This window comes from Nonomuraea sp. ZG12 (assembly GCF_052068115.1).
GTDB lineage: Bacteria > Actinomycetota > Actinomycetes > Streptosporangiales > Streptosporangiaceae > Nonomuraea.
In genome coordinates this window covers 491657-504424 of sequence record NZ_JBQHCW010000001.1, presented here as the reverse complement: position 1 = coordinate 504424, position 12768 = coordinate 491657, and the positions used below count along the sequence as shown (strand labels likewise).

Here is a 12768-nt window from a genome sequence, read left to right as displayed (position 1 = left end):
TCGATAGGGTTGCCCCATGGAGCGTGACGGGGTGGAGCGCCTGCTGGATGCGGCCGGGGCGGACAGCAGGAGGCTGAGGCACGCCCTGACCCTCCTCTGCGACGGCCAGTGGTGGACCCTGGCCGACCTGGTCAGGCAGAGCGCCACGTCCAGGCGCACGATCGAGGAGCTGCTGCGGGAGCTGCGCCTGGAGCGCTCCGGCGACCGGTTCCGGGTGCCGCCGGAGCACTCCCCCGACTACCAGGACCTGCTGGCCGTCGCCCCTCCGCCCGAGGACCCCGTCGCCCACCTCCTGTCCCACTACGGGCCGGTGCTGGAGCGCCTGGGCGAGCTCATCGCCAAGGCGCCACGCGCCCGGCACACGCTCGACCACGTGGCGGCCACCCCCGACACCGTCCTGCGCAGGGCCCTGCTGCTCGGCGCCCGGTTCTGGCTGCCGGGCGCCCGGCTGCTCTGCGTGGGCGACCACGACCTCACCTCGCTCGCCGTCAAGCTCGTCCACCCGGAGACGGACGTCACGGTGGTCGACGTCGACGAGCGCATCCTCGCCTACATCGACGAGCAGGACCTGGGCGTCCGCACCCGCTGGGCAGACCTGCGCCTCACCCTGCCCCCGTCGGCCCGCGACCACGACCTGGCCATCACCGATCCGCCGTACACCCCTGAGGGCATCAGCCTGTTCACCGCCCGCGCGATCGAGGGCCTGAAGGACGACGGCCGGATCCTGCTCGCCTACGGCGCGAGCGAGCGCACCCCGGCCTTGGCCCTCAAAGTGCAAAATTCGCTCGCGGCGTTGAACCTAACTTTCGACGCCATATACCCGGATTTCAACCGATATTTCGGTGCGGAGGCCATCGGGTCCGCCGCCGACCTCTACATTCTCCGCCCCACCACGAAAACCCGCCCCGCCGCGGCCGCCCGCCTCGACCGGGCCGTCACCGCCATCTACACGCAGGGCCCCCAGTCGATCGAGTCCACCCGGACCGGTGCCGAGCCCGCCACCTCCACGGCCGACCTCCTCGTCGGCGACTGGCCCAAGTCCCTCCCCCAGCCCAGGGCCAAGCTCACCACCTGGCTGACCAAGCCCTACGCGGCCACCCTCGGCAGCGTGGCCGTCGCCGTGCCCGCCGGCCTGGAGAGCGCCGTCCCCCGCCTCCTGCTCGCCACCCGCGCCACCCACGTCGACCTCCACCTGACCGAACCCCCGGCCCGCCTCCCCGCCGTCCTGGCCACCGTCTACGACTGCACCACCGACGGCACCGTCCTGCACGCCACCCGCCGCCCCCAGCCGGCGGACCCCGAGGACCAGGTGCTGCGCCGCATCCTCGACCACGGCCACGCCAAACTCGCCAACACCTGGCGCGAGGCCCTCATCTCCCTGGCCCGCGCCCAGGGCTCCACCCTCACCAAGAACGAGGCTCGCACCCTCATCCGCCAGGCCGCCCCCTGGGCCGAAGACCTCACCCCCCTGGAAACCCCCCTCCACCACCTGGCCTCCCTCCCCGCCCAAGTCACCACCACCATCCACGCCCTCACCACCACCACCTGATCCCCAACCCCGCGATCCCCCCAGGCCCGAAGTCCGCCCACCGCACCACCCAACCCCCCCATCCCCAGGCCCGGATTGGCGTCTCGCCTCACCTCCTGACCTCCTGACGGCACAAAGTGCCGCGCCCTGCCTGGTGGCCATCCGGCCCACCGTCGCGCCAGGGCCAGCTCGGCGTGCCGCCCTCCCAGCGCGCGACGCGCTGTTGGCTGAGGGCGACATTGTGTACGGCGCGGCCCGGGGAACACCGGCCTCCGGCCCACCATCGGGCGCGCTGGCGGCGTGTCCCGAGGGTGGGGTGATCTCTCGCCGTGACGGCGCTTGCTTCACCCTCCAAGGGGCGAGACCCGGCCATGCGGCCCACTCGACACACAGGACCCGCGGTCAGCGGGTCGGCTCAGGTGGCGGCCAGGACGCGGGCCTGGATCGCGTTGCCGAGGGCGTCGAGGGCGATGAGAGGGCGGACCAGGTCGGTGCCTCGCGCTGCGGTGGTGGCGCCCAGCCAGCTCACCGTGACGTAGTGGCCCAGGGCACGGACTTCGGCGCGGCTCCGGGCCGGGTCGAACGGCGTCGCCTGCCGTACGAAACCGTCCGCGCGCAGGGCGGCCACCAGGGCGTCGGCGGTGCGGCCGTCCGGGAGGTTGAAGATGACGAACTGGCCGGCGACGGACGAGCCTCTGTAGGTGGCTCGCAGGGCCTGGGTGCAGCCGGGCGCGGAGGCGCCCCAGAGGGCGTCGTCGCAGTCGACGAGCTCCTCCACGGCCTCCCTGGTCAGGTCGCCGAGAGTCTGCGTGCCCGGGGTGAAGATCTCGGCCACCGTCACGGGGGCGGCGTCGGCCTGGCGGGAGTCGACCAGGGCGTACAGGGCGGAGGTGGGCTCGGCGCGGAGGGCGGCGGGGCGGGGCAGGTCGCGGCCGAACCACAGCCAGGCGCCGCCGACCGCCACGGCGAGCGCGGCGGCCACCAGGGAGACGGTGAGGCGTCGCGCCATCAGGAAGCCGGTCCCGTGATCGCGACGACCCGCCGGTAGACGGCCTTCTCGGCGCCCCTGAGGGTGAGGGCGAGGGAGACGTAGTCGTCCCTGGCGGTGGGCTCCGCGCCGTCTGCCCTGCCGATCCAGACGAGGCCGACATAGTGACCGAGGGCGTAGGCGCCCGCCTCGGTGTAGCCGCCCGCGGGATAGGCCGCCTTGGTGCTCTCCAGCGGCAGGGTCCAGCCGCCCCGGTGCAGGGTTTCGAGCGACTCGACGAGCTCGGCGGCGGTTTCGCCGTCACGGAGGTTCAGCAGGGTGTACTGGCCGACGTAGCGGCGGTCGGAGCTGAGGTAGAGGCCGCGGACGGCCTGCGTGCACTCCGCGTTCGTCACCTGCTCGATCAGGTCCTCGCCCCACAGCGCGGCGGAGCAGTCGGCGTCGAGCTTCCGGCTGACGAGCCGCAGCGAGAGTTTCTTCTCGCCGGTGAGGGTCTTCTGGCCGAAGACCTCCTTGGCGGTGAGCGGCGCGGTGTCGTTGGCGCGGTCCGAGATCGGCGCGAACAGCTTGGGCGAGGTCCACCCCTGGAAGTCGCGCGGCAGCGCCGCGCCGGAGCGGACGACGGCGGCCGCGCTGGCCTGACGCTCGGGGGTGTAGCTGCCGAGCGAGCCGATGACGGCGACCAGCCCGACGGCGCCCACGAGGACGCTCGCGGCGGTGGCGATGATGACGAGGAGCCGCTGCTGCTTGGGCCGGAAGCCCCAGTGCGTCAGGAGCGGCAGCTCCCAGTCGGAGCGGGGAGGACGACGCCGCTTGCGGGGCCTGCTGCCGCTCACAGTCCGGACGCCCCGATCGCGTTGCCGAGCGCGAACGTGAGCGCGGCCGCCACCGAGCCCACCACGAGCTGGCGGAGCCCTGAGTACCACCAGCTTCGCGCGGTCACGGTGGAGACGATGACCCCGGCGATGAACAGCGCCGCGCAGGAGAGCACGGCCGAGACCCAGAGGTTGACGACGCCGAACAGGTACGGCAGCAGCGGCAGCGCGGCCCCCACGCTGAACGCCAGGAACGACGACATGGCCGCCAGCTTGGGCGAGGGCAGGTCACCCGGCTCGACGCCGAGCTCGTTCTGGGCGTGAACCTCCAGGGCCTGCTCGGGGTCACGGGAGATCTGCCTGGCCACCTCGACCGCCAGCGCGGGCTCGACGCCCCTGCCGATGAAGACCTGGGCCAGCTCCTCCAGCTCGGCCTCGGGATGGCGGTCGAGCTCGCCGGCCTCGACGGCGATCTCGGCCTGGGCGAGCTCCCGCTGGCTGGCGACGGAGACGTACTCGCCGCCGGCCATGGAGAACGCGCCCGCCGCGAGCCCGGCGACGCCCGCGAGCGAGATGATCTTGGTGTCGGAAGTGCCGCCGGCGACACCGGCGATGAGCGCGAAGTTCGACACCAGGCCGTCCATCGCGCCGAACACCGACGGCCTGAGCCAGCCACCGGTGACGTCGCGATGCTGGTGGTGGCTCTCCGCGCGGCCGTTCATCGCGAGTTCTTCTCCTCCGGCACGCCTGAAGCCTTGACCTCGTGCTCGGACCCGGACTCGGAGGTGACCCCGGACTCTGACTCGACCCCTGAGCCGGACCCGGAAACCGACTCGGCCTTAGCCTCGGCCTCAGGCTCGGAAACCGACTCGGCCTTGGACTCGGGCTCGGAAACCGACTCGGCCACGGGCACCTCGGTCTCGGCCTCTTTCTCGCCCGCGGGTTTCTCCGGCTTCTCCTCCTTCTCGGAGGAGTCCGCCGCGGTGGCCGTCGAGGTCACGACCTCGTGCTCGGAGTCCGCCAGGCTCGACGGATGGGCGGGATCGGCGTCCCCATCGACGATGACGGACTCTTCGCCCGTCTTGTTCCTGGTGGCCCAGAAGTAGATCAGCGCGCCGACGAAGAGCACGATCGCGGTGTACTGGTTGATGCGCAGCCCGAAGAACTCGACCGCGTGGTCGACCCCGCCGACCGGGTCGATGCGCAGCCCCTCGATCCAGAAGCGGCCCAGGGTGTAGCCGGCGACGTAGAGGGCGAACAGCCGGCCGTGCCGCAGCCCGAGCCGCTTGCCGATGATGATCAGCGCGATGCCGAGCGCCAGGTTCCACAGCGACTCGTACAGGAAGGTCGGGTGATAGAGCACCCCGGGCTCCCCGCCGTGCTGCACGTCGATCTCCAGGCCCCACGGCAGGGTGGTGGGCGCGCCGTACAGCTCCTGGTTGAACCAGTTGCCCCAGCGGCCGATGGCCTGCGCGAAGGCGATGCCCGGCGCGACCGTGTCGGCGACCGCGCTCAGCGACAGGCCGCGCCGGCGGCAGGCCAGCCAGACGCCGACGCCGCCGAGCGCGACCGCGCCCCAGATGCCGAGCCCGCCCTCCCAGATGAACAGGGCCTGGTAAGGCTCCTTGATCGCGCGGGCGCCGAAGTAGGTCTGCCAGTCGGTGATGACGTGATAGAGACGTCCACCGATCAGACCGAAGATCACCGCGGGCACGGCGATGTCGATCATCGTCCCCGGCTGGCCGCCGCGGGCACGCCAGCGGCGCTCGCTCAGCCAGACGGCGAGGACGACACCGAGCACGATGCACAGGGCATAAGCCCGGATCGGCACGAATCCGAGATACCAGACCCCCTGGGAAGGGCTGGGAATCGAGGCTAGGGGCATGTCAGGTGAGAGTAGCGGACGCTGAGCTACTTGGCGGCCTCGGTGACCGTATCGCGAAGCTCCTGAGGCGCGGCGGCGACACCGTTGTCGATGGCCTCGCCGTTGAGCTTGATGGTCGGCGTGCCCTGCAGCTGCTGATCGGCCATGACTCGCTTGCTGTAGTCGAGCTGGGCCTGCGCGTGCTTCTGCGAGGTGACACAGGCCTCGAAGCCGGGCGTGGTGACGCCGGCCTCCTTGCCCCAGGCCAGGAGCTGGTCGGTGGTGAAGCCCTCGACGGTCTCGCTGGGCTGGTTTCGGTAAAGAATGTCGTGGAAGGCCACCCACTGCTTACCGTCGGCCACGCAGCGGGCGGCGGCTCCGGCCCGCACCGAGTTGGACTTGGTGGGCTCCTGGGAGAAGATCGTGATCGGGTGGTAGACCACCTTCGCCAGGCCCTCGGCGGCGAGGTTCTTGAAGGTCGGGCCGCTGACCCGCTCCAGCTCCTTGCAGGCGGGGCACTGGTAGTCCTCGTAGATGTCGAGCACCGGCGCGTTGACGCCGGGGTTGGCCATCACCACCGTCCCGTCGGCCTGCACCGTCGTGGGCGCCAGCGACTCTCCCGCCACCTCCGACTGCGACCTGCTCGCGGTGTACCACCAGCCCGCGCCCACGGCGGCCAGCGCCACCGCGCCCGCCGTTATGTAGGTGACCACACGCTTACGCTGATCCCGCGCACGGTCGGCGGCCTGCTGCTCCCTGATCTTGTCACGCGCCGACTTCGCCCGGCCGCCCTTGCTCATCACCGTTCTCCTCTTCGTCGAGCAGGTGCTCCGCACCCGCCAAGCCCAGTGGCCGGTCCAACGCGAAGCGTCCCGGCGGGAAACGCACGATCCAGGCGCCCAGCAGCACGAGGCCGAAGTCGCGCACGATGTCGAGCAGGTAGGTCGGCTCCTGCCCGGCACCGAGCTGACCACCGCCGCCGAAGCAGCCGCAGTCGATGCGCAGCCCGTGAGCCCACGCCCAGGCAATGCCGAACACGAAGGCGAACATGAGCAGCGCGGCGATGACGGCAGCCACCCTGGTCATGAGGCCCACGATCAGCAGCACCCCGACCACTACCTCCACAATAGGCAGGCCGTAACCAGCGGCCGTGGCCACCTGCTCGGGCAGCAGTTCGTACGCTCTGACCGCCACCACGGAGTCGGCCGGGTTGCCGATTTTGAGCCCTCCGGCCGCTATCAGCACCCCGCCCAGGACCAACCTGGCAACGGTCGTGACCCAGGGTATCGCTGATCTCGCGCTCTGTGACGCAGCTGACGCGTTCACGGGGCATCTCCTCTTCCTCTGTGCCGGTAGCCGCACAGTATCCGGGTCCTATCCGATCACGCTTGAGATAAGAGTCGGCTAAGGAGCGTTTCCCGGCCAGGCCTGCCTCCGAACTGCGGGAAGGTCAGCATTTCGCTGGACGCGGAAACCCGGCGCCCAGTCGGCGGCACCGGCTGGAGCGCCCATGACCACACCCAGAAAGTCCCGAAAGCCCGTACGAGTCACCGGCGAACGCGGCAGAGCACGTCGAGGGGGCCCACGCAGGGCATCTCGAGGATGTACCCGAAATCAGGAAAGCCCACCGAACCCCGGGACCTGCACCCGAACCATGGGAGCCGCACCCGAACCCGCGGAAAGTCCACCGAACCCGGAAGCCGCGCCCGGAGCCCCACGGGTGGCCTGCCGAAGCCCGAAACCGTACTGAACCCCGGAAACCGTAACGAACCCCTGAAAGGAGTCAGGCGCGGGAGCGGACGCCCTGGGACATGTCGCGGGCCAGTTCGGCGATCGAGGCGTAGCCCGCGGCCTCGTCGGGAGCGTCCAGGATGCGGCGGATGAACGCCGAACCCACGATGACGCCGTCGGCGTAGGCCGCGACGTGGGCCGCCTGCGCGCCCGTGCCGACGCCCAGGCCGACGCAGACCGGCAGGTCGGTGTGCGCGCGGGTGCGCTTGACCAGGTCCTCGGCGGCGACGTTGACGGTCTCGCGCGCGCCCGTGACGCCCATCAGCGAGGCGGCGTAGACGAAGCCGGTGCAGCAGTCGACGACGGCCTTGATGCGCTCCTCGGTGGAGCTGGGCGCCACCAGGAAGACGGTGTCGATGCCCGCCGCCGCCGACGCGGTGCGCCACGGCTCGGACTCCTCCGGCGTGAGGTCGGGCGTGATCGTGCCGACGCCGCCCGCGCTCGCCAGATCGCGGGCGAACCGCTCGGCGCCGTAGCGGTCGATCGGGTTCCAGTAGGTCATGACGAGCGTGGCCGCGCCGGTGGCGGCGACCCCTTCGACGGTGCGCATGACGTCGGCGATGCGGGTGCCGTTGAGCAGCGAGCGGTGCACCGCGTCCTGGATGGTCGGCCCGTCCATGAGCGGATCGGAGTAGGGCAGGCCGATCTCGATGACGTCACACCCGGCCTCGACCAGGGCCGTCGCCGCGGCGATGGCGCCGTCCTTGGACGGGAAGCCCGCCGGGAGGTAGCCGACGAGCGCGGCCCGGTTGTCCGCCTTCGCCTTGGCGAACACCGTCTGAAGAGTCGTCATTGGTCGTCCGTTCTCACATCGTCGAGCCCCGCCTCCCCGGGCTCCGATCGCCGCGTCCCCCACCGCGACGGCGGTGGGGGACGCCCGGCGTGCTCGCGGGGCGGCCGACCCGGTCAGGGTCGTCAGAGATTGAAATACTTCATGGCCGTGCCCATGTCCTTGTCGCCACGCCCGGAGAGGTTGACCAGGATGGTCGCCTCGGGGCCCAGCTCCCGGCCGAGCTCCAGCGCGCCCGCGAGGGCGTGGGAGGACTCGATGGCCGGGATGATGCCCTCGGTCCTGGCCAGCAGCGAGAAGGCGGACATGGCCTGGTCGTCGGTGACGCCGTGGTAGGTGGCGCGGCCGGTGTCCTTGAGCCAGGCGTGCTCGGGGCCGACGCCGGGATAGTCGAGCCCGGCCGAGATCGAGTGGGACTCGATCGTCTGGCCCTCGTCGTCCTGCAGCACGTAGGTGCGCGAGCCGTGCAGCACGCCGACCGAGCCCGCGGTGAGCGTGAGCGCGTGCTCGCCGCTGTCGAGCCCGTGTCCGGCCGCTTCGTAGCCGTGGAGCTGGACGGCCTCGTCGCCGATGAAGGCGTGGAAGATGCCGATGGCGTTGCTGCCGCCGCCGACCGCCGCGCAGATCGCGGTGGGCAGGGCGCCGGTCAGCTCCAGCATCTGGCGGCGGGCCTCGACGCCGATGATGCGGGCGAAGTCGCGGACGATCTCCGGGAACGGGTGCGGCCCGGCGACGGTGCCGAACAGGTAGTGGGTGGTGTCGACGTTGGTCACCCAGTCGCGGAACGCCTCGTTGATGGCGTCCTTGAGCGTCTGCGAGCCGTTGGTGACGGGCACGACCTTGGCGCCGAGCAGCTTCATCCTGGCCACGTTGAGCGCCTGGCGCTCGCAGTCGACGGCGCCCATGTAGATGACGCACTCCAGGCCGAGCAGGGCCGCCGCGGTGGCGGTGGCCACGCCGTGCTGGCCCGCGCCGGTCTCGGCGATCACGCGCTTCTTGCCGAGCCGCTTGGTCAGCAGCGCCTGGCCCAGCACGTTGTTGATCTTGTGCGCGCCGGTGTGCGTGAGGTCCTCGCGCTTGAGCACGATCCGCGCGCCGCCCGCCTGCTCGGCGAAGCGCGGCACCTCGGTCAGCGTGGTCGGCCTGCCGGCGTACGTGCGCAGCAGGTGGTCGAACTCGCGCAGGAACTGAACGTCGTTCTTGGCCGTGGCGTAGACCGCGGCGACCTCGTCGAGCGCCGGGATGAGCGCCTCGGGCACGTAACGGCCCCCGAAGATGCCGAACTTGCCGCGCACGTCGGGGTCGTCGCCGTGAACGCCGTTGCCCGCCAGGTCGGCGGCCGTCAAGATGGAGCCTTCGTGTGCCACTGCTATCCCTCTGCTCCGTGGTCGGGGCGGGTCGCCGGGTGGGCGCCGGCGGTCACCAGCGCCTCCACGGCCTTGCGCGGGTCCTTGCCGGTGACCAGGCTCTCCCCCACCAGGACGGCGTCGGCGCCTGCCCTGGCGTAGGCGAGCAGGTCGTGCGGCCCGCGCACGCCTGATTCGGCGATCTTGATGACATTATCCGGGACCTTGGGCGCCAGCTTGGCGAAGACATCCCGATCGACCTGGAGTGTCTTCAGATTGCGGGCGTTGATCCCGATGACGCGGGCGCCGGCCGTGACCGCCCGGTCGAGCTCTTCCTCGGTGTGCACCTCGACGAGCGGGGTGAGCCCGATGGACTCGGCCCGCTCGATCAGCGACACCAGCGCCTCCTGCTCCAGGCAGACGACCATCAGCAGCGCCAGGTCGGCGCCGTGGGCCCTGGCCTCCCAGAGCTGGTAGGAGGTGAGGATGAAGTCCTTGCGCAGGATCGGGATGTCCACCCGGGCGCGGACGGCGGCCAGGTCGTCCAGGCTGCCGCCGAACTTGCGCCGCTCGGTGAGCACGCTGATGACGTGCGCGCCACCCGCCTCGTAGTCGGCGGCGAGCGCCGCCGGGTCGGCGATGGCGGCGAGCGCGCCCTTGGACGGGCTCGAACGCTTCACCTCGGCGATCACCGAAACCCGGTCACCGCCGACGGCGGCGAGCGCGTCACGGGGCGCGGGAGCCCGGTCGGCCCGCTGCTTGAGGTCGTCAAGCGACACGGTCTGCTGCCGTGTGGCGAGGTCGGCGCGCACCCCGTCGAGGATGTCGTCGAGGACACTCGGTCCTTCGGTCCGCTCACTCACCGCTTGGGGTCCCTCCGGTCGACAGTGGGGGTGGAGACCAGGAGTTCGCGTCGCGTCCGCTCCTGGCCTTGTCTTGCGATGGTATCGGCCCGGGGAGGGCTTCTGGTCACAGGGGCGCGGCTACGGCGCCAGGAACTCCCCGAAGGGAAGGTTGCGCACCACCCAGTACACGAGGACCAGCGCGAGGAACGCCCACAGGTAGGCGGGATGCGCCAGTGTCGTGCGCCGGGGCCTGCCCCGCCAGGCGTTGACCAGCCAGCGCCCCCACCAGAACAGCAGGAAGGGCACCATGGCCAGGGCGAGCGGGTTCAGGCCGATCGCCGTCACCGGGTCCAGGTGGGCGAGGGCGTGGATGGTGCGCATCGTCCCGCAGCCCGGGCAGTACAGACCGGTCGCCCACAGGAAGGGGCAGGTGGGGTAGTGGCCCGGCTCGTTGGGGTCGATCACGCCGACGACCGCGAAGACCGCTCCCGTGGCCGCGGCGACGCCGAGCGGCGCGAGCACCGACCTGAGGCGGTCGGTGCCGCGCCGTTCGAGGTTCGCGTTCGTCATGGTGGTCAGTACGTGGTGGTCGGAATGGTCGAGACGCTCGCCGCGATGATGACGAAGAACAGGACGTAGGCCACGACGATGAGCACCCAGGCGATGGCGCCGAAGATCAGCGACCGCTTCCACCAGGTCTTGGCCTCCTCGGAGGCCTCCATGGCGCCCTGGTAGTCGCCGGACTGCCACTTCTGGTTGACCTGCGACGACTTGACAATCGACACGATACCGAGCGGCAGACAGCAGAACAAGGTCGTGAGGATGGCCGCGACCAGGTGGTTGTCCGGGGGCGCGCCACCGGGAGGCTGGGCTCCGTAGCCGGGGGGCGGGTAGCCGCCACCGCTCGGCGGCTGCTGGCCGTAGCCACCGCCGCTCGGCGGCTGCTGACCGTAACCGCCACCACTCGGCGGCTGCTGACCGTAGCCACCGCCGCTCGGCGGCTGCTGACCATAGCCGCCACCGCTCGGCGGCTGCTGACCGTAGCCGCCACCGCTGGGCGGCTGCTGGCCGTACCCGCCACCGCTCGGCGGCTGCTGACCATAGCCGCCGCCACTCGGGGGCTGCTGACCGTAACCGCCACCGGGAGGCTGCGACCCGTAGCCGCCGTCGCCCTGATTTCCGTAACTCATCCGTAAGACTCCTATGTCGTCATGTTTGCGCTGACTTGCGCGCGGCAGCCTAGCGACAAACCTTGGACGACATGCAACAACGTTCGCCTTGCGAACAACTTGTAACCTGCCTGCACGTCTGCGTGACCGCACGTTGTCCCAGGTGAAGCCGGAACCTGCTCGATGCCGAACGAGTACGCGTCACGGGAAGCTAGCGCGACGCGGTGGGGTCGTCCCCCCGGTCGAGCGCGTCCCACAGGGCGCGGTCGTCGGCCGGGCGCGGCGCCGCCGGGGCGGGGGTCCGCTCGTACCGGTCCGACATGCCCGCCCACCTGCCGCCCCACGCGACGGCGGCGACGCCGCCCGCGAGCATCAGCGCCGCCCCCAGACCGGCCAGCACGGGCCAGAGCGCGACGGTGTCCCAGGTGGCCGAGGCGGTGCCGGCGAGCACATGGTGCTCGCGCAGCCAGGTCCGCACGCCAGCGTCGTCGGTGGCCGTCCAGGTGCCGAGGCCGGCGGCCAGCCCGCACAGGGCCAGCAGCGCGCCGATGAGGCGGCGGCCGAGGCCCTTGGCCGCCAGCACGGCCACCACGCCTGCCAGGCCCGCCAGCGCGAGCGGTGTCAGCACGGGGCTGAGGTCACCGCCCGTCGGCGAGGCCATCTCGGCCAGGCCGCCGGGATCGCGCGCGTTCGTCACCCAGGCGCGGCCCGCGGCGAGCAGCACGAGCAGGCAGCCGGCCGCCGTGACGGCCGGCCAGGTCCACCGCCCGCGCCGCCGCCCGGAGTCGCGCTGCGGGGCCATGCGCGTGGCCATCTAGCGCTCCGCGCGCGCGGTCGTGACGCCGCCCTGGACCGGCGTCAGCGGGTCGGCGTCGAAGCAGGTGCGGTCGCCCGTGTGGCAGGCGGCGCCCACCTGGTCCACCTTGAGCAGCACGGTGTCGCCGTCGCAGTCCAGCGCAATGGCCTTGACGTGCTGCACGTGCCCCGAGGTATCGCCTTTCACCCAGTATTCGCCGCGGCTGCGCGACCAGTAGGTGGCTCTGCCGGTGGTGAGGGTGCGATGCAGCGCCTCGTCGTCCATCCAGGCGAGCATGAGCACCTCGCCGGTGTCGTGCTGCTGAACGATCGCGGGCACCAGCCCGTTGCCGTCGCGCTTGAGCCGCGCGGCGATCCTGGCGTCAAGGGACATGTCGTCATTCAACCAGGCGGTACGAGTGGTCCGGCGGCGGCGGTGCCGTTAGTCGAGCGCCTGGGACAGGGTGTCGTAGATGGGGAACAGCGGCGCGAGGTTGGTCCTGCGCAGCCGGCGCAGCACCTGGCCGTCGGGGGCGACGAGCGCCATGGTGCCGTCGCGGTCCTGCAGGGTGGCGAGCTGGCGCACCAGCATGCCCAGCCCTGTCGTGTCGATGAAGGTGAGGCTGCTCATGTCGACGACGAGACGTGGTCCGTGTGTCTCCACCGCCTCTTCGAGGCATTTGCGGACCTTGGACACGTTGTCCGCGTCGACTTCGCCCGCGAGGCTGACCACCACCAGCTCCCCGTAGCGTCGACGCGTCATCTGCAGCTCGTCCACGTCATGCTCCTCACGCCCCTGCCACAAGGCGGCTCCAGATGAAGCTACACCTTCCAGGG

The 12768-nt window shown here is 71.3% G+C and carries 15 protein-coding genes; 1 reads left to right on the top strand and 14 read right to left on the bottom strand.

The window, feature by feature from the left end; translation table 11 throughout:
• Positions 1-16 precede the first annotated feature (16 nt).
• Positions 17-1549 (top strand): bis-aminopropyl spermidine synthase family protein, encoded by a 1533-nt coding sequence (locus ACTMTF_RS02335; protein ID WP_441108985.1) that lies wholly within the window; start codon positions 17-19, stop codon positions 1547-1549.
• 394 nt (positions 1550-1943) lie between these two features.
• On the opposite strand, the gene ACTMTF_RS02330 is transcribed toward ACTMTF_RS02335, so the two are convergent.
• The 14 genes from ACTMTF_RS02330 to ACTMTF_RS02265 all read right to left on the bottom strand — a co-directional run bounded on the left by ACTMTF_RS02330 (position 1944) and on the right by ACTMTF_RS02265 (position 12709).
• The gene (locus ACTMTF_RS02330; RefSeq protein ID WP_441108984.1) at positions 1944-2537 is read right to left on the bottom strand and encodes a hypothetical protein; all 594 of its coding nucleotides are present in this window, start codon (positions 2535-2537) and stop codon (positions 1944-1946) included.
• On the bottom strand, positions 2537-3352 hold the full coding sequence (locus ACTMTF_RS02325; protein WP_441108983.1) for a hypothetical protein: 816 nt from the start codon (positions 3350-3352) through the stop codon (positions 2537-2539). The genes ACTMTF_RS02330 and ACTMTF_RS02325 overlap by 1 nt, the downstream gene beginning before the upstream one ends.
• Positions 3349-4053, bottom strand: coding sequence for a VIT1/CCC1 transporter family protein (locus ACTMTF_RS02320; RefSeq protein WP_441108982.1), 705 nt, complete (start codon positions 4051-4053; stop codon positions 3349-3351). Before ACTMTF_RS02320 ends, ACTMTF_RS02325 begins: the two co-directional genes overlap by 4 nt.
• Positions 4050-5216 carry a prolipoprotein diacylglyceryl transferase gene (gene lgt, locus ACTMTF_RS02315; protein ID WP_441108981.1) on the bottom strand — a complete coding sequence of 389 codons (1167 nt, stop codon included), beginning with the start codon at positions 5214-5216 and terminating at the stop codon, positions 4050-4052. The genes ACTMTF_RS02320 and lgt overlap by 4 nt, the downstream gene beginning before the upstream one ends.
• Before the next feature lie 26 nt (positions 5217-5242).
• Positions 5243-5995, bottom strand: a complete 753-nt coding sequence (locus ACTMTF_RS02310; protein ID WP_441108980.1) for a DsbA family protein — start codon at positions 5993-5995, stop codon at positions 5243-5245.
• The gene (locus ACTMTF_RS02305) at positions 5961-6521 is read right to left on the bottom strand and encodes a MauE/DoxX family redox-associated membrane protein (RefSeq protein ID WP_441108979.1); all 561 of its coding nucleotides are present in this window, start codon (positions 6519-6521) and stop codon (positions 5961-5963) included. The genes ACTMTF_RS02310 and ACTMTF_RS02305 overlap by 35 nt, the downstream gene beginning before the upstream one ends.
• Positions 6522-6978: 457 nt before the next feature.
• The gene (trpA, locus tag ACTMTF_RS02300; RefSeq protein ID WP_441108978.1) at positions 6979-7779 is read right to left on the bottom strand and encodes a tryptophan synthase subunit alpha; all 801 of its coding nucleotides are present in this window, start codon (positions 7777-7779) and stop codon (positions 6979-6981) included.
• Positions 7780-7901: 122 nt separating this feature from the next.
• A complete protein-coding gene (gene trpB / locus ACTMTF_RS02295) occupies positions 7902-9122 on the bottom strand; it encodes a tryptophan synthase subunit beta (protein WP_441109812.1) in 1221 nt (406 codons plus the stop codon).
• Between the two features lie 23 nt (positions 9123-9145).
• Positions 9146-9985, bottom strand: a complete 840-nt coding sequence (gene trpC / locus ACTMTF_RS02290; protein ID WP_397000771.1) for an indole-3-glycerol phosphate synthase TrpC — start codon at positions 9983-9985, stop codon at positions 9146-9148.
• A 120-nt stretch (positions 9986-10105) separates the two neighbouring features.
• Positions 10106-10537, bottom strand: a complete 432-nt coding sequence (locus ACTMTF_RS02285) for a DUF2752 domain-containing protein (RefSeq protein WP_441108977.1) — start codon at positions 10535-10537, stop codon at positions 10106-10108.
• A gap of 5 nt (positions 10538-10542) precedes the next feature.
• Positions 10543-11157 (bottom strand): CD225/dispanin family protein, encoded by a 615-nt coding sequence (locus ACTMTF_RS02280; RefSeq protein ID WP_397000773.1) that lies wholly within the window; start codon positions 11155-11157, stop codon positions 10543-10545.
• A 190-nt stretch (positions 11158-11347) separates the two neighbouring features.
• On the bottom strand, positions 11348-11950 hold the full coding sequence (locus ACTMTF_RS02275) for a Trp biosynthesis-associated membrane protein (protein ID WP_441108976.1): 603 nt from the start codon (positions 11948-11950) through the stop codon (positions 11348-11350).
• On the bottom strand, positions 11951-12325 hold the full coding sequence (gene hisI / locus ACTMTF_RS02270) for a phosphoribosyl-AMP cyclohydrolase (protein ID WP_441108975.1): 375 nt from the start codon (positions 12323-12325) through the stop codon (positions 11951-11953).
• 48 nt (positions 12326-12373) lie between these two features.
• Positions 12374-12709: an STAS domain-containing protein gene (locus ACTMTF_RS02265; RefSeq protein ID WP_397000776.1), complete on the bottom strand. Its 336-nt coding sequence runs from the start codon at positions 12707-12709 to the stop codon at positions 12374-12376.
• Positions 12710-12768 lie beyond the last annotated feature (59 nt).